The organism is Phycisphaerae bacterium (assembly GCA_035275405.1).
In the GTDB taxonomy this organism is placed as follows: domain Bacteria; phylum Planctomycetota; class Phycisphaerae; order UBA1845; family UTPLA1; genus DATEMU01.
On record DATEMU010000003.1, the window covers coordinates 190980 to 208043 of the forward strand.

14 protein-coding genes are annotated in these 17064 nt (G+C 62.0%); 7 read left to right on the forward strand and 7 right to left on the reverse strand.

All coding sequences use genetic code 11. The features are described from left to right. Positions 1–26 precede the first annotated feature (26 nt). From VJZ71_02735 to VJZ71_02745, 3 genes are all read right to left on the reverse strand, one after another. The gene (locus VJZ71_02735) at positions 27–1448 is read right to left on the reverse strand and encodes a hypothetical protein (GenBank protein ID HKQ46968.1); all 1422 of its coding nucleotides are present in this window, start codon (positions 1446–1448) and stop codon (positions 27–29) included. Between the two features lie 22 nt (positions 1449–1470). Beyond that, a complete protein-coding gene (locus VJZ71_02740; GenBank protein ID HKQ46969.1) occupies positions 1471–2094 on the reverse strand; it encodes a hypothetical protein in 624 nt (207 codons plus the stop codon). Between the two features lie 66 nt (positions 2095–2160). Beyond that, a complete protein-coding gene (locus tag VJZ71_02745; GenBank protein HKQ46970.1) occupies positions 2161–2556 on the reverse strand; it encodes a hypothetical protein in 396 nt (131 codons plus the stop codon). Positions 2557–2717: 161 nt separating this feature from the next. Between VJZ71_02745 and VJZ71_02750 the strand changes: the two genes are divergently transcribed. From VJZ71_02750 to VJZ71_02775, 6 genes are all read left to right on the forward strand, one after another. Then, the gene (locus tag VJZ71_02750; GenBank protein HKQ46971.1) at positions 2718–4016 is read left to right on the forward strand and encodes a DEAD/DEAH box helicase; all 1299 of its coding nucleotides are present in this window, start codon (positions 2718–2720) and stop codon (positions 4014–4016) included. A 249-nt stretch (positions 4017–4265) separates the two neighbouring features. After that, entirely contained in the window at positions 4266–5867 is a 1602-nt protein-coding gene (locus VJZ71_02755; protein ID HKQ46972.1) for an NfeD family protein, read from the forward strand. Positions 5868–5919: 52 nt separating this feature from the next. Further along, positions 5920–6417 carry an NfeD family protein gene (locus VJZ71_02760; GenBank protein ID HKQ46973.1) on the forward strand — a complete coding sequence of 166 codons (498 nt, stop codon included), beginning with the start codon at positions 5920–5922 and terminating at the stop codon, positions 6415–6417. Positions 6418–6452: 35 nt separating this feature from the next. Then, positions 6453–7628 (forward strand): flotillin-like FloA family protein, encoded by a 1176-nt coding sequence (locus tag VJZ71_02765; GenBank protein ID HKQ46974.1) that lies wholly within the window; start codon positions 6453–6455, stop codon positions 7626–7628. An 8-nt stretch (positions 7629–7636) separates the two neighbouring features. Next, the gene (locus tag VJZ71_02770) at positions 7637–8221 is read left to right on the forward strand and encodes a hypothetical protein (protein ID HKQ46975.1); all 585 of its coding nucleotides are present in this window, start codon (positions 7637–7639) and stop codon (positions 8219–8221) included. A 557-nt stretch (positions 8222–8778) separates the two neighbouring features. After that, positions 8779–9768: a sigma-70 family RNA polymerase sigma factor gene (locus VJZ71_02775; GenBank protein HKQ46976.1), complete on the forward strand. Its 990-nt coding sequence runs from the start codon at positions 8779–8781 to the stop codon at positions 9766–9768. A 153-nt stretch (positions 9769–9921) separates the two neighbouring features. Here the strand turns inward: VJZ71_02775 and VJZ71_02780 are convergent, their stop codons facing one another. The 3 genes from VJZ71_02780 to VJZ71_02790 all read right to left on the reverse strand — a co-directional run bounded on the left by VJZ71_02780 (position 9922) and on the right by VJZ71_02790 (position 12463). Then, positions 9922–11196: a PDZ domain-containing protein gene (locus VJZ71_02780; protein ID HKQ46977.1), complete on the reverse strand. Its 1275-nt coding sequence runs from the start codon at positions 11194–11196 to the stop codon at positions 9922–9924. A gap of 90 nt (positions 11197–11286) precedes the next feature. After that, on the reverse strand, positions 11287–11874 hold the full coding sequence (locus tag VJZ71_02785; protein HKQ46978.1) for a hypothetical protein: 588 nt from the start codon (positions 11872–11874) through the stop codon (positions 11287–11289). After that, entirely contained in the window at positions 11858–12463 is a 606-nt protein-coding gene (locus tag VJZ71_02790) for an RNA polymerase sigma factor (GenBank protein HKQ46979.1), read from the reverse strand. Before VJZ71_02790 ends, VJZ71_02785 begins: the two co-directional genes overlap by 17 nt. A gap of 197 nt (positions 12464–12660) precedes the next feature. Here VJZ71_02790 and VJZ71_02795 point away from each other — a divergent pair, with 197 nt between their 5' ends. After that, a complete protein-coding gene (locus tag VJZ71_02795; protein ID HKQ46980.1) occupies positions 12661–14667 on the forward strand; it encodes a PDZ domain-containing protein in 2007 nt (668 codons plus the stop codon). On the opposite strand, the gene VJZ71_02800 is transcribed toward VJZ71_02795, so the two are convergent. Beyond that, positions 14664–16883 (reverse strand): oligopeptide transporter, OPT family, encoded by a 2220-nt coding sequence (locus VJZ71_02800; GenBank protein ID HKQ46981.1) that lies wholly within the window; start codon positions 16881–16883, stop codon positions 14664–14666. The genes VJZ71_02795 and VJZ71_02800 overlap by 4 nt on opposite strands. Positions 16884–17064 lie beyond the last annotated feature (181 nt).

The window sequence follows — 17064 nt, forward strand, 5'->3', positions numbered from 1 at the left end:
TCTACGGCCGGCAGGGGCGCCGGCCGCTACTTTGGCTTGCGGCCGACGCGGGCGTCTTCTCGGTTGTAGGCTTCTTCCAACTCGGCCATACGCTTCTGCGCGGCATCGATGCGATCTGAGAACAGGCGGGAGAGTTCCTGGCCCTCCGCGCGGGTCATGGTGAGCGGGCCGGTCTTTACGAGGAGCGTCCGCCCCGCGCCATCGACGTACAGCCTGGTGGGATCGGCGGCGAGTCCTTCGCGATCTTCCAGTCGAAACACTCCGTCATTAGATGGGATGCCCGCGGCGGAGTCTTCGCCCTGGCATTCGATGACCCGTGCCACGAGACCGGCGCGACCGTGGTCGAAGGTGACGAAGGCAAAGCTCTGCTTTTTGGCCAGATCATCGATGAGCCGCGGCAGCAGGCGGATCACGGCGCGGGAGACGTAGGCTTCGGGCAATTGCAGGGCCGGATTGGCCTGCGCCGGGGCGCCCATGGAATACGTTTGATTGGTGAGCAGCACATCGCCGGTGCGGAGGCCCTCTTCCAGGGCGATGTCGAGATACTCCGGTTGATTGCCCGTCGCCGGGACCAGCGTCGTGACGCTCGTTTTCCAGCGCTCGTGTTTGAGGTCGTAGCTGATGAACATGGAATTCTGGAGCCGGCGGGCGCGACCGTCCTTTTCGAAGGTCCAGCCGCGCTCGCGGATGCGGATGCCGGGATATCCGCGGTCCGGCGCTCCGGCCTTGCTGCTCGGTTCCCAGGTGCTCTCGGCTTGATAGACCGCGACGAAGCCGATGGTCCGTCCCTCTGATTCAAACTTCAGGAACTCCTCCGGCAGGATGGCCGCCTTGAGTTGTTCGCCGCTGATCGAGCGGAGGAGACGGACGCCGGATTCGAGGGCATCCTTCATCCTGGTTTCGTCCACTTGATCGGCGAGCAACTGCAACGAGCCGAGGACGCGATGGAAGAGCGGCTCGCTTTGGGCGCGGAGGGCGAGCGGTCCGCTGTAAAGCAGAATGTAGTAGGATTGCGGCTTGTGTTCGACGACGGCCTCCAGTCGCAGCCGCTTGACTCCCTCGTGGAAGAAGCTGGCGGAGAGGATCGCACCGGGCCGGCCTGCAATCTGCTGCGTTTGTTGGGCGAGAATGGTTACGTCGCTGAACTCCAATTCAAGCGCGTCGGAAATTCGCTTGAGCATTTCGTCCATGGGGACTTTTTGCGTCGTGGATGACTGTTTGAGGACGATTTCCTGAGTAAGAGTGGGCGAGACGCGATCGGTCATCTGCAGAAGAGTTACGCCGCGGCGCTCGGGGACGCGCTGGCGCGTGATCTGCCAGCCTTTGGGCGGGTTGATCGAGTAACCGTAGGTGCCGTCGACGTACGCATCGGCCAACGGGCCGGTGTCCGCCAAGGGGGCAGTTTGTCCCAAGACTGCCAGCGGAAGAAGAAAGGCAAGTGGGCTCATGTGCAGGCTAATCCGCGTCGGACTAAAAAAGGCGATCCATCCAATCCTGTGCATCCCTGGACACGTACCAATCCCGGAACGCGACCGATCGGCAAATCCCGCGAAACAGGCCCTGGGGATTGCGGAGGCCGGGCGGACAGATCAGATCAATCCGCAGGGCCAATCCCTCGTCGGTCCTGGCAAACGCCGAATAGAGGCGGCCGCCGTCGGGCGCCATGCGGACATCCAGACGTCCAGACATCGGCCCCACGTCGATTTCGCGGTCGTCGTCCAATCCGTCATCGAGGCTGCGACTACGCAGTCCCGGCGAATCGTCGTCATCCACGACGACTTTGTAAGCCAGAACGAGTGTCGTAGACTGGACGATCTCAGGGCTATCCCAGGAATACGCCACGACCCCTGCATTTCCGGCAGGATCGGCCCCGAGTTCTTCATTGTTCCATTTTGCAAGCGGCTTGGCGCCCTGAGGCAGCGAAAGGGAGACCGGCCAATAGGGAGGCGCTACCGGCTCGGCCAACGTCGTGGAAGAAAAACCCTGGTGGGCCAGCACCCAGGCCAGACCGGTGGTCAGGGCCAGTGCCGCTCCGGCCGAGGCAATCGCCCAGCCCGGCTTGGCCGGTGTTTCTCGCGTGTATTCCCGCCACATGCAAGGAGAGCATATTCAGGATGAGGGGTCGCGGCAATCGTGAAGCAGGGCGGCGCCGAAAAGCCGCTAGAAGGGTGCGATGCCCATCAATCGCAAAACCCCGTAATTCACGACCACCAAAAGGAGCATCACGATCATGCGAATGACGGCCGCCGTCCTCCTTTGCGTGGCGATGTCATCTTCCGGAGTCGTTTGCGCTGAGGGCATTGCTGCAAGCGGAATCAATGCGCCCTCGTACTCGACTCCGCGAATCAGGAGCTCTGCCTCGAAGCGATCGATGTCCAGCCGCTCGGCAAATTTCACCAGTGCCCGGCGGCGCAGCCAGGTGAGCGGGCCGACTTCCATCTCGCCTTTGACCATGTCGCGAAAGAGGCGGCGATGGGCCCCTCGGCGTTGTTGTCGATCCGCCAGCGCCTCGTCGAGCGGCGCGAGCGATAAAAGTTGATCTACTTCCGCGTCCATGTGCTCCCTCCCTTGGACGTTAGGCTATCGTGGACGAGGGAATCCACGCCCGATAGCTCAGCGCACGCGCCGGGAGGGCTACTGCTTGTCAATCCGAGGGTTGCGCCGTACCATGTCCGCTGACACCTTGACCGTCCAATAGAAAACGCGATTAGCCCACTATGCATCGACATCCGGATTTGCCGAAGGCTTTTGCCGACCTGGGATTGGAAGTGCCCGTTCTTCGAGCCCTTGTGGCGATGGGCTTCACCGAACCCTCTCCGATACAGCGCGAAATCGTGCCCCTCGTCTTGTCGGGGCGCGACGTTCTTGGACAGGCGCGGACGGGCACCGGCAAGACGGCCGCGTTCGGGATGCCGGCGCTGCAGAAGGTTGATCCGCAGGGCCGGTTGCAGACGGTCGTACTGTCACCGACGCGCGAGTTGGCCGCGCAGATCGTGGGCGAATTCCGCCGCCTGGCGCAGTTCATGGAAATCCATTGCGTGCCGGTCTACGGCGGCACGGCGATGAAGCAGCAACTACACGCACTCGGCCGCAAGCCGCACGTTATCGTGGGCACCCCCGGCCGCGTCATGGACATGTTGCAGCGGGGGGCGATCAACTTCGATGGGGTCACGATGGCGATCCTGGACGAAGTGGACCGCATGCTGGACATCGGCTTCCGCGACGACATCCGCAAGATATTGGGCCGGATCTCCCACGCGCATCAGACGGTCTTCGTCTCGGCGACGATCGATGACGAGATCCGCCGGCTCGCCAAGCAATACATGAACGATCCCGCGGAGATCAATGTCTCGCGCGACGACCTGACGGTCGATGAGGTCGCGCAGTTCTACTGCGTGGTGGAGCCTTGGGACAAGTTCAAGCTGCTGCGACAGATTCTCCAGGAAGAGGCGCCCAAACTGGCGATCGTATTCACCAACACCAAGCACGGCGCCCGCAAGGTGGCCCAGCGCTTGCACGCCATCGGCATCGATTGCCGCGAGATTCACGGCGATCTGGTCCAGCAGAAGCGCGAACGGGTCATGGAGCGGTTCCGCAAGCACCAGATTCCGGTGCTGGTTGCGACGGACCTGGCCGCGCGGGGGATCGACGTGCAACAGATCACGCACATCATCAATTACGACCTGCCGCAGGACATCCAAGTGTACGTGCATCGGATCGGCCGGACCGCGCGGATGGGCTCGTCGGGCCGGGCCATCACGTTTGTCACCCGCGAGCAGGGCGGTGATCTGACCGAGATTGAAATGCTCATCAACAAGCAGATCGCGAAGCTGGAGGTGCCCGGTTTCGCGCCGACTCCGCCGCCGCGCGAGTCGATGGATCGGCCCCACGGTCCCCCGCGCTCTGCCGAGCCCGCCCTGCAACCGGCAGGCGCGTTGCCCGCGACGCCGGCTCGCCCCTCCGCCGGGCCCAACTTGGGCGGCAAATTCCCCCTCTCGCGTCGCCGACGGCGCTAGCGTCTTTCGCCGTATTTCGTAGAGCCGATTCGAAACGCCGGTTGTGTTTATAGCCGCCGATGGCCGACCTGTTGGGGTACTATGATCCGGGTAGAATGACCGCGGCGCGGGAGACGTTCTACACTTGGTGGACTTGTCCGGAATCGGTGTAGTGTGGAAACGTTGGCCATGATCAGAATTTTGAATGCGGAATTTCCGCCATGGCGGATAAACGTCATGCGGAATGGAAGTAGTCGACGCCGAGGCTCTATGTTGAACATGGGAGCGGGGTTTAGCACGTCCGGCTTCGCGAGGCGCTCCCTTACGGTCGCGGCTCTGACTTTGGCGGCAACGGCGTCGACGTTCGCTGTGGCCGGTGAGGGGACGACGACCGCGCCGGCGGCGCATCGCGGCGCCATCGTGACCATCGAGGACGAAATCAACGATGTGACGCTCGCCTCCATGAAACGCCGGGTCGAACAGGCCCGCGAGGACGGGGCCGATCTCATCGTCTTCGAGATGAATACGCCCGGTGGGCTGGTCAGTAGCGCGCTGGAGATCTGCACCTACATCAAGAATATCACGGACCTCAAGACCGTCGCGTGGGTGAAGCCTTCGGCGTATTCGGCGGGGGCGATGATTTCGCTGGCCTGCAATGAGGTGGTGATGGCCAGCGCCAGCAAAATGGGCGACTGCGCACCGATTGTCATCTCACCGACGGAGGGGTTGCAGGAACTGGGCAAGACCGAGCGGGCCAAGGCGGAGAGCCCGATTCTCAAGGAGTTTCGCGACAGCGCCCATCGTCGGGGGTATGACCCCCTGCTTTGCGAGGCGATGGTTCGCCAGGGTTACGAAATCTGGTGGCTGGAGAAGGGGCCGGGTGGCGAGCGGCGGTTCGTGCTCAAGGACGAGAAAGAAAAACTGCTCGGCGAGAAAAACAGCCCCTGGCGGCCGGTCGAGAAGATGAAAGATCCCGTTTCCGGCGGGGAGCTCGACGTGCGCCAACCCGTGGTGGAGGACCGCGATTTGCTCACCCTCACGCAGAGCGAGGCGGTGGCCTTCGGGTTCGCCAAGGCGATCGTCAGCAGCGAGAACGAACTGCGCTCGCACTACGGCATCACGGGTGTGCTGGAGCGCTTCACGACGACGTGGTCGGAGGATGTGGCGGACTTTTTGAGTTCGCCGGTCGTTCGCACGATCCTGATGATGCTCATCATGCTTGGCGTGTATGCCGAGTTCAATGCGCCGGGGCACTTTGTCGGTGGGGCCGTCGCGTTGATCGCCCTGATGGTTTTCCTCGGCGCGCCGTACATCACGGGCGTCGCGGATGCGTGGGAGATCCTGCTCGTCGTGCTTGGCGTCATCCTGCTGGGAGTGGAGATCTTCGTGCTGCCGGGGTTCGGCGTCGCAGGCATCCTCGGGATTCTGCTGATTTTCGTCGGGTTTATCGCCACTTTTGTGCCCGCGGAGCCCGGACCGATCATCGTCCCACGCATGCCCGGCACGTGGCTCGGACTGAAGACGGGGTTACAAGTAGTGTTTGGCGGGCTGCTCCTGGCGATGGTGGGGATGTGGGCGCTGAACAAGTTTCTGCCGAAGATGCCGGGGGCGCGCGGTTTGTTTCTTGCGCCGGCGTCCGCGACCAATATCGTTGCGGCGGGATTGGACATTCCCGCCGGACCTCAGCAGATTGTGCAATTGGGCGACCGCGGACGCACCTTGACCCAGCTTCGACCCGCCGGTAAGGCACAGATCAACGGGCGGAGAGTGGATGTCATCGCCCAGGGATTAATGATCGACGACGGACGCGAGGTGGAGATCGTCGAAATCTCCGGCGGCCGCGTGGTGGTTCGCGAAGTACGGGGAGCATAGGCCTCTGGCCGGTGCGCACGGGCCGGAGGCCCATGCTCCCCTGAGCAGTCGCATGGATTACTGGCTCATCTGGTCTTTGGTTCTCTTTGCCGTCGGCCTGGTCATCGTCGTGGTCGAGGTGATCGTGCCGTCGGGCGGGATACTGGGCGTGGCGGCGCTCGGGGCGCTGGTCGGCAGCCTGGTCTGTGCGTATCAACTCAGCGGGTGGGCAGTTGTCGCTTTGGCCGCCATCGAGTTGGTGTGCGTGCCGATCGTAGTGGTGCTGGCGTTCAAGATCCTCCCGAGGACTTCGCTGGGCCGGCAGCTTATATTGAGCCCGCCCTCGTCGCCGAACACCGGCAGCGCGGTACCGTTGCCCAACGCCGGCGATGGTTTTTCCGCGCTGTTGGGGGTAGAAGGCAAGGCGGCGACCATGCTTCGGCCGAGCGGCACTGCCGAGTTCAACGGGCGGCGGATCAGCGTCGTGACGCGAGGCGAAATGATCTCTTTGGGCAGCAGCGTGCGCGTCATCGAGGTCGAGGGTAATCGAATCGTCGTCGAAGCGGTTTGAGCGGAAGTCGTCGGGTTTATCACAAAGGACAGGCCATGAGCATTCTCAGTGCAGCGGAAGGTGATGTCAGCCGGTATCTCTGGTACGGCCTCACGTTTGTCGGCTTTATCCTCATCCTCGTCGTCGCAATGGTCGTGCTGGCCTTCGGCAAGCTGTGGCTTCGTGCGCGCTTCAGCGGCGCTCCCGTCGGCTTCGGAGCCCTGGTCGGCATGTTCTTGCGGCGAGTTAACGCCCCGCTGATCGTGGACGCCAGAATCTCCGCTGTACAGGCCGGCGTTACGAACATCACGACGCCTCAGTTGGAAAGCGTCTACCTCGTCCGTCGAAATCCGGAGGACGTGCGGATCTGTGTGACCGGGCTGATCACCGCACACAAGGCGGGCCTGCCGATCGACATGGATCAATTGCAGAGCCACCTTTTCTCCGGTGGAAACGTCAACAACGTCGTCCGGGCCATGGTTGAGGCCACCCGAGCGAGGATTCACCTCGATCTCGACAGCGCCCGTGCCATCGACCTGGCCGGTCGCGATGTTTTGGACGCGATTCACACGTCGGTCAATCCGAAGGTCATCGACTGCCCGCTCGCCTCGCTCGGACCCGATGCCCGGCTTGATGCCGTGGCGAAGGATGGGATCCGCCTGCTCATCAAGGCCCGCGTCACGATCCGCACCTGCCTGGAGCGGCTCGTCGGCGGGGCCACGGAGGAGACGATCATTGCCCGCGTGGGGCAGGGTATCGTGAGCGCCGTCGGATCCTCGAAGTCCTACAAGGACGTTTTGGAAAACCCGGATCATATTTCGCGAGTGGTGCTCAATCAGGGATTGGACGCCGCGACGGCGTTTGAAATCGTATCAGTTGATATCGCAGATGTGAGCGTGGCGGGCGTCACCGAGCGGGCGAACGTGGGTGCGTTCCTGGATACCGAGCGGGCCTTGGCGGACAAGCAGCAACGCCAGGCCGAGGCCGAGGGCAAGCGGGCCATGGCCATTGCCCGCGAGGCCGAGATGCGGGCCCTCGTCGAAGAGAATAAGGCCAAGCTCGTCCTCGCCGAGGCGCAAGTGCCGCAGGCGATCGCCGATTCCTTCCGCTCGGGCAACCTGGGCATCATGGACTACTATCGCATGAGGAATATCCAATCGGATACAGCGATGCGCGAATCGATCAGTAAGGACGGCGATCAAAAGGGACGACCCGGCGATAAGCCAGTGTAGAGACTGTCGTGACGGCAAACGTGGAAATAGCTCAGGTACTGGCGGCGTCGGATTGGCAGACAATCGCTGCGATCGTCGTCTTTACCGTAATCAGCATCGTTGCGAACTGGGTCAAGAAGCGATCCGAAGCCAATGCTCCTTCGTCCCCGGCGCAGGCCGATGCGGATGAAGAATTCGAGCCAGTAGAGGTCTTCGATGAATCTCGACCGATCCGCCGGGCTCCTCCTATCGCTCGTCCGACGGCTCCACCCATCCCGGTCGCCGGGCCCCGGCGCATGACGCCGTATGGGGAGAGACCGGAGCTTATTCGATCGCGAACGTCGGAAGCCCAGGATCGCGTCAATTCCGTGCTGCAGATGCCTAAGGTATCCGTTGCACCCGCCATCCGTGTGGCGGAAAAAGCGCGGCCTCAAAAAGCGGCGCGAGTGGCCGTTCCGCAGGCGGCAGTTCCCGAGGCGGACTTGGTCAACGGCAAGGGGATTCTGGATCTGCATAATCCCAGATCGCTTCGGCAGGCGGTCGTCGCTGCGGAGTTGCTCAAGCCCCCCATGGCCCTTCGGGGAACACCTGACCTGCCGGGCCTCACCCCTTGAAATCAGCTTCAAGGTGTGCATAGTTACCCGCTTGGCGTGCGAAGGCTGGCGATAAGTGGGTACTATTGTCCGATCGATACCCATGAGCAGAAAGTGGGGTAATTACCTAGAAAAGTGGGTGCGAGTGATATTCAGAGTTAACAGTCGTGATATATCATGTTCGATGTCAAGCGATGGCGAAAAGTTATTGGTCCGTAACATTCAAATAACCATATGCCATTAAGCATTTTATGGTCGTATAAGTACAATTACGTAGGTATGGTGGAAACATTTATCGTTAGCTTAAATTTGCCATCCTTGATTCTTGTGCTATATTCGACTTGACAGCAGCAACCCCAAGCTCCCCCCGAGTCCTCGCAGATGAGGGCGATGTAAGACCGGGCAGGCAACTGAGAGCGAAACCTGCCGCCGGTCCAACAGAGTGGAATTGCCCAGTGTTGAGTTGAGTCTCTGACGCGACGCGTCACCGGTACGTCGTATCGGGCGATCGTCCCCCCGTTGGAGTGCTCAAGTCGGCATCGGGAAGTGGCCCGAGGAGGTCACGGGAGTAAAGAGCCATGACACCGCTGAACCAGGGAAACGAGCCGGCCCGCCGCGAGACCTTCATTCCGACCGCTCGAGGCCCCGTGGGCTCCATCGTGGACAAGCTGAGCCAGGAGGATCGAGTTCGTTTGCGGCAGATCCTCTCCGAACCGATCGAGTATCTGGATCACGAGAGCTTCTCCAGGAATTCTACGGCGCACGAGCTGTTTTCGGCCGTTTCGCGTTCGAGCCACCGGCCTCAACCGTGGTGCAATCTGGCGGAACTCGGTCCAATAGACGGTCAACCCGCCGTGAAGTGCGTCACGCTGAACACGGCCCAGGAGCTGCGGCTGTTTCTGCGAATGAACTATGCCCGATTTCGCATGTCGCGGATCCTTAAGGAATACGCGGACAATCGGCTCACGGCCAAGGCGGCAGGAGAGCTTCTGTGGTGGCATTCGCAGGCCATCGCGGCGCGGTGCGAGATCGTGCAAGCCAACGTGCCGTTGGTGCTGGCCATGGCCAAGCGTACTCGGATGGGCAACATCGATTACGCCGAACTGATCAGCGAAGGAAACATGGCCCTGTTGCGGAGCGTGGACAAGTTCGACTGCTCGCGCGGATTCAAATTCAGTACGTACGCATGCCGGGCGATTCTCAAGAGCTTCAGCCGCGTGGCCATGAAGACCAGCCGGTATCGCGGCCGCTTCCCGACGGAATTCGACCCGTCGCTGGAGAAGAGTGACTTCCTCGATTTGCAACGGGTCGGCGTCGAGGCCGACTGCGTGGACGAGCTTCGGGGGATCCTCCTGCAGAACACGGCGGAGCTAAACGACGTCGAATATAAGGTCATTCAGGCCCGCTTTGCGCTGGGTCAGGTGACCGACGAGGTCGGCGGGGGGCCCAAGACGCTGGAGCAGGTCGGTCTGCTCATCGGCGTGACGAAAGAGCGCGTGCGACAGATACAGAACCGGGCCCTGGCGAAGCTGCGCAGCAAGCTGCAGGATGATTTCCTGGCGGCGTAGCGTTGGCCCGGCGAAAATATACGCGGCCGCGAGTGACGGGGCTGGATCAGCCTTGCGTCGCTCGCGGCCGTTTGCGTTTGTCGCCTCCGGTTGGTGGAGGGAGGCGGCAACCGCGTGGGTGGAGTGGGAGTCTGTGATTTCCAGCGGTCGCCGTTACGGCGTTTCTGACTTCTCCTGGAACTTCTGGTATTTCTTGAAGAGGTTGGGATTGGCGGAGCGCAGGGCTTCGGCACTGTCGTAGTTCTCGACCAGTTCGTCGTCGCCCTTGCGGATCGTGACGCGAATTTTTCCGTCGGGAGTTGTCTCGAAGCTGGTGCTCGGCTTATGGAAGCCGAAGGCGAAGCCGCCCTTGCCGTCGTGGAACTGCCGAATGGCGTCCTCGTAGTGCTTCATCGCTTCTTCAGAGTTTTTCAGGGCATCCTGCCACTGACCGTCCTGGTAGAACTTGAACTTCCGCGGACCGAACTTAGCCGGGCCGTGACTCATGGACTTGTGGGCGTCCGGATCACGGGCCTTGAGGTCGTCCTCGTTTTCATAGGTCGTGGTTGTGGTGTCTTTTTTCCCATCCTCGATTTTCGTCCGCGTGACGGTGATCCGGCCGTCCTGTTCGCGAACGATGTTCAGCGTTTCGCCCTTGTTCTTGAACACGTAAACCTGTTGACCGTCGCCGCCATCGGGGCCGGGGATCGGGAAGTTGAACTGGAAGTCCATATCGCCGACGTCGGGGATGGCGTGAAAGGCGTCGGGCAGGTCCTTCATGTTGAGACCCTTAAAGACCCAGTTGCCCTGGTCGTCTTTTTCCAACATGCCGCCGCGGCCGAAGACTTTGCCGTGGGCGAGGTCTTCCATCGGCGTTTCGTACTTGTATTCGAGGGATTCAAAATCGTCGGGCCGTGTGCCCACTGTGACTTGAACCTGCTGCGACTGACCGCCGCGGAGGAGCGAAAAGGTGTGCACTTCGTTGGGGGTGAAAGCGCGGACACGCTCCAGAAAATCGCCGATGTCCGCGGAGGCCTGTTGGCCGTCGATCTGGGTGATCACGTCGAACTGCTGGAGACCGGCCGTATCGGCGGGGGAGCCTTCGGCGACGTTGAGGACCATCTGCCCGGCTTCGCCTTCGATCTTGAGGTGCGAGGCCAGTGGCTTGGGGACCGGGCCGAACTGGATACCCAGCCAGGGTCCGCCGGGTTCGATATTGCCGACCGGGGCGACGTCTTCGTCGTCCTCGTCGAGTTTGCGCACGATCATTTTCGGGGCCTGCCCGGCCGAGGCTTGATCGTCGGCAGCGAGCCAGACGATCGAATACTCGTCGGACGGATTGGCAGGATCGCCGGCGGCCGCGAGGAGCGCGCAGTCTTTGCCGCCTGCGGCCAAAGCCGGGAGGGTCAGGGTGAATGTCAGTATCCACGTCAGGGGGAGAGAGATCATGTTCGTATTCCTTTTAATTGGCCATCGATCACGGCGGTCAGAGCCCGCCCTATGCCGAAGGACCGTGTCCGGGCTCGCACATCGCGGCGCTTAGAAGTCGCCGGATATAGGAGTGATCTTGGTGGCCTGGGTGTTCCTTTCAAAAATATAGATGACGTCCTGATTTTTGTTATTTTTGCCACGGACGCCGATGAGGTCGCGGTACACGTCCTGGCGGCGTTGCTGAGGCAGGGAGTCGTATTCGCGATAATCGACGAATTGCCCGGTCCGGCCCATATCGGCGGGCGAAATTTGCGGTCTGCCATGGCCGATCTGCGACTGAACGGCGATCGGGCCGGCGGGAGTCAGGAGGGTAGCGCCGGTCCAGAGATTGGGCAGGAATGACAGCGCGATGACGGCGGCCGCCGTGAAGACGGCCCCCGCAGCGGCGAGCCGAATGCCGCGGAATCGTCCGGCGGCCACCGTCTTCGCGCTTTCGAGGTCGCGCCGGATGGCGCGGATCGCCAGGCGATCGATCTCTGTGTATTCATCCAGGAGACGCCGGGCGGCGGCATTCGTACGGAGGATCTCGGTCAACTCCGCGCGCTCGTCCGCCGTCAACTCGCCGTCAATCGATCGGCAGATGAGGCGTTCGGTGGGCTCGTCCACTCCTGCCGGGATGTCAAATTCCTCGTTCATGGCCTTCATTTCTCTGCACATTCAGATCCGCCAAGGCGGATCGCAACAATCGTCTTGCCCGGACCAGCCGCGTCTCGACCGTGTCCACGGGGAGGGACAGCGCTTCGCCGATCTGGGCGTAGCTCCAATCCTCCATGTGGCGGAGGAGGAAGGGCTCGCGATAGATCGGCGGCAGGCCACGGATGGCATTCAGCACTCGCCGGTGCTGTTCGGTCTGCATGACCGAACGCGCCGGATCGGATTGCGTGTCGCCGACGAGTTCGATGCCATCGGCCGAAGATTGCCGCTTGCGATCCCGAGCGGCCTTCTGGCCGGCGTCGATGGCGGCGTTTCGGGCCGTCGTACATAACCAGCCCCGCCAACGGGCGGGATCTTCGAGCGAGCCGATCTGCTCGCAGACGCGGGTCCAAACATGTTGGGCCACGTCGTCGACCAGTCCGGGGTGGCCGAGCGTCGAATAGACGATGCTACGGACCAATCGATCATGGCGTCGCACGAGGGCGTCCAGCGCGGATCGGTCACCCCGCTGCGCGGCCTCGATCAGCCGGCAGTCGATGTCCTCCACCGTCAAAACCGGCGCTGCGTCCACTCCATCATTCATAGACGTAGGGTGAGCCATGTCGCTGTCATATCTATCGTGGGGCGACGGCCCGGTGTTCGATCGCCGATAGTAATAATAGCGGGCCTTTGTGCCAAAATAGCTGTGGCTACTATAGTTACAGCATCTGAATCCGTAGGGCATTGATTCCGCGAGTCAAATTGTCGCCATTCGCGAGAGACAGTTGAATGATCAAAAATAGCCTCCCTGCCCGCCCTCTTCCAATTCTGACTTCCGCAGTTCTCGTTGCCACCCTCACCGCGCGGGTCGTGGCACAAGGCGCAACTTCGCCGTCGACGAGCGGCGGAGACTGGTCGCGAATCGTGCCCGGCGACGCCCGGTTTTATGTCGAGCTGCGCAATCTTGGGGAGATACGCACCTTCTGGCAGGGGATTGGAATCTGGCACACCGTCCGCGAGATGGCACAGGACAAGGCGCAGCCGACGAGCCGGCCGTGGCCGAGCCGGGCGGAAGAATTACTGGGCCTGGGGTCCGAAGATGCGATCACGCACCTCTTGGGGCATCGATCGGCGCTCATCGCGGCTGAGTCCTCGCAGTGGAATGGCGGGGTGGTGCTGGCCGAGTTGGAAAGTACTCCCGATCTGGAAGCGCTGCTCAAACGGTGGGAGGCGCGACAGCAAGCGGACGAAGGGCCCGTCAAGCGTTACACGCTGGCCGGCGGCATTCTGCTGGCGGTCTCCGATCGCACCCTCGTACTCGGCCCGGCCGATGATCCGGATGGACTGTGGGGTCGCACCGTGCTGCTGCTCGGAGGGCGGCGCGGCCCTTCGTTGGCGGCCCGGTCCGATTACGGCGCGCTACGGTCACGGCTGTCGGGCGATCCACAGGGCCTGCTCTTTTCGGCGTGGCAACCGGATGATCCTTACGCCTTCGCGGGCTGTACGCGGCTGGTGGCCACGGCGCAGGTAGCGGCTTCGGAAATCAACTGCGATCTGATGGGTCAACTTCCGGCGCCGCGTCCCGACGAATCGCCGCTGTCGGCGGCGGACCTCGCCGCGCTGCCCGCGTCGACGTTGGCCGTCTGGGCCGGGCCGGTCGATTTTGCCGGGATCATTCGCAAGAACGCAGAGGGCCGATTCGGCAGCCCCGAGACGCTGGCGGGGATTTTTCTCGACGTCCTGACCGCAAGCCGGTTCGGGGATACGTCGTTTATAGAGCAACTGGGGCCCACGGTCCGCCTCGTCGCAGCGATCGATCCGGGCGCCGCGGGCGGGGCCGTGGACCTGCCGGCCCTGACGCTGTTGATTGAGTCGAAAAAACGAACGGAGATTATTGAACATCTCGACGGGCTGCTGGGAATTTTTGTGGCGATGCTTCAATACGCGCCGAGCCCCTCGTCGGAGCCGGCGCCCGGCGCGTCGGTGGAGCTTCAGCGCTGTGAGGATGTCGAACTCCACAGCATTCGGATCGGCCCCTTCCTCGCTCATCGATTTCGCCTCGAATTCCTTGACAACATCGAACTGGCCTGGGCCTACGTCGATGACGCGCTCTTGCTCTCCACATCGCGCCGCCATTCGGAGCAGATCGTCCGCGCCCTGCGCCGCAAGGCCGATCGTCTGGACAGGTTTCCCGACGCCATAGCGATTTTTCCCCCCAGCGGCCGCCGGGAAGAGATGACTGAGTGCTTCTATCTTCGCGGCCGCGCGCTCTCGGAGATGTTGTCCAACTGGCTGGCCTCTCTGGAGGGAAGCGAGTCGCCGGCGAGGCAACCGGAATGGTGGCGAACGTGGCTGGACGAGCGCCTGGGCCAACGCGACAAGCTCGGGCTGGCTCTTGGGGCGGATCCCGCCGATCCTCGGCGCGCCGTGGTTCTGGAGATCGACGAGGGTTCGCCCGCCGCCGGTTATTTGGAAATTGGCGATCGCATTATCGGGGTCGGTGGATCACCGGTCGCGACGGCGCAGGAGATTGCGCGGCGCTATCGCCGTCGCGGCGGGGCGACGGAGTTCTCGCTGGATGTTGTGCGCGGGGAAAAGACGATCCGCGTCCAGATCCCCGTTGCCCCGTCGCCGATGACCGGGCTCGACGATTTCGATCCCGTGCGGGCGCTGCGGCAGATTGCGACGCTTTCGCGGCATGCGGAGTCGGTGAGTGTGTGGCGCTTTGCGTCGCGGAGAGACCGATTGGATGCGCAGGTGCGGGTGCGATGGCAGCCGCCGGGGCCATCGCGCTAAAAGGCCCGGGACTTTCTTCCTCCAATCACCAGGAGCACCAGCACAAGCAGACCGAAGGGGATCATTGGCAGCCACGCGGAGTTTGCGGCCTCGCCAAACACCGTTACGCCGATCTCGAGCTTTTTGGACAGATCGGTTGCGAAAGCGGCGAAAACGGCGCAAACAATCCCGGCGATCGACCCGCCCGCGATATAGCCGCTGGAGAGCAGAACGCCCGGGCTCATCTCGGACTCGGCGGCGGATCGCCGTGCCAGCCGATCCGCGAAATATCGCGCCATGCCGCCAAAGAAGATCGGGGTTGAGGAAGCAAGCGGCAGATAGACCCCGACTGCAAAGGGAAGAGAAGGAATGCCCGCCAGTTCCAGAACGATGGCGATGGACACGCCGAGAAGCACCAGGTCCCACGGCAACTTTTGTGTCAGGATGCCGTCCACGATAAAAGACATCAGTGCGGCCTTGGGCGCGTTGTACTTGTCGACGCGCGTTCCATCATCCTGCGCCTTCAGCTTGCCGTTGATGCCAGGATCAACGAGATAGGAAATCTCTCCCGCGTCGTTTACGAGGTATTTGCCTTGCGGGACGCCGGCGATTTCTCCCGCCCGCGCCTGCAGGACAAGGTATTCCTTGGAATCACTCGCCGCATACGCTCCGGCCGGTCTTTCCTTCGCCGTCGAATCAAGCTTTGACGCGTCGATCGCGACAGGCGGCAAATCTTTTTTGGAATAGACCGTGGCGGTGTCGTTGAGCAGCAGCAAGGTCCATCCAATAACCAATGCCGAGGTCAGCGCCCCGACCAGGATGGCAATTTGCTGGCTGCGCGGCGTTGCGCCGACGATGTAGCCGGTCTTCAAGCATTGGGCCACCGTTCCGCCGTTCGAGCAGGCGATGCAGACAATTGCGGCGATGGACAATGCGGTGAGCCGGTAACCGGGCCCGGTCCAGCCGACGGCGACAAAGATCAGGCAGGTTAGTAGCAGCGTCGCAACCGTCATTCCTGAAATGGGATTGGACGACGAGCCGATCTCGCCCGTGAGCCGGGCGGAGACCGTGACAAATAGGAAGCCGAAGAAGACGATGAGGAGCGCCTCCAGCGGATGATCAACATTCAACATGGGAGCGAGATAGATGGCAATGACCAGGGCGAGACATCCGAGGATCACCACTTTCATGGACATGTCGCGATCCATTCGGGAACCCACGCGACCGGTGGAGACTCCGCCCTTTGCCGCGAGGTCTCCGAAGCCCGCCTTGACCGAACCGAGGATCGTCGGAAGGGATTGAATCATGCTGATGATTCCGCCCGCCGCTACGGCTCCCGCGCCAATGTAAAGGACATAGTCGTGCCAGATTTCGTCCAGGCTCATCTGACTGATGGGTTTCTCGGCGGGAAAGAGCGGTTCGGCCAATCCCTCGCCAAACAGTTTGATGGCGGGAGTGAGGAGCCAGGACGCCATAATGCCGCCGCCGACCATGATGCAGGCGATTCTCGGTCCGATTACGTAGCCTACGCCGAGCAGCGCGGGCGAAGCCTCGAGGGCCACGGACGCCCCTTTGAAATTGAAGATTGTGCTGCCATCGGCGCGGGTAAAATGCAGAAGGCGGCTCGGAATGTCCTTCCACATCTTCAGCCCCATCATCATGATCTGATACAGGAAGGCCAGCCCGAAACCCCCGAACACAGTGGCCGCGCTCGATCCACCCTTCTCGCCGACGATCAGGACGTCCGCACAGGCGACACCTTCGGGATAAACCAGTTTGCCGTGCTGCTTCACAATGAAAACCCGCCGCAACGGGATCATCATGAGCACGCCAAGCAGCCCGCCCAGGACGGCGACGAGCATGACGCGCACGACCTCCAAGTCATACCCCAGGATTAGTAGCGCCGGCATGGTGACGCCCACGCCGAAGGCGATGGATTCCCCTGCCGAACCGGTCGTCTGAACAATGTTGTTTTCCAAAATGGTGGCGTTGCGACCGACGAATGGTTTGGCAGCGCGAAAGAGCGTGATCGACAACACGGCGATCGGAATCGACGCTGAGACGGTCATTCCGACTTTGAGTACCAGATAGAGCGACGATGCGCCGAAAATGATCCCAAGGATCGCCCCGACGATGACCGGCGCGAAGCCCATTTCCGGGATGAGTGATTCTGCCGGTACGTAGGGCCGATGCTCCGGGACTTGCCCCGTTCCGCTTGCTGCTGCGTCGTCTTTCATACGAGTGTGTTCCCATGCACGGTCAGGATGCGAACGCGGCTTCCGTGCGGCCAAGCCGAGCGAAGTGTCGCTAGGTGAGCCGATAAACGCAAGCGGGAAGGCTTGGATCGGTCCGGCCTCCCGGATATACTGATAAGGGTGTATGTTTCGGCGGCAACTCTCCTGGCCGCCGCTCTAAGAT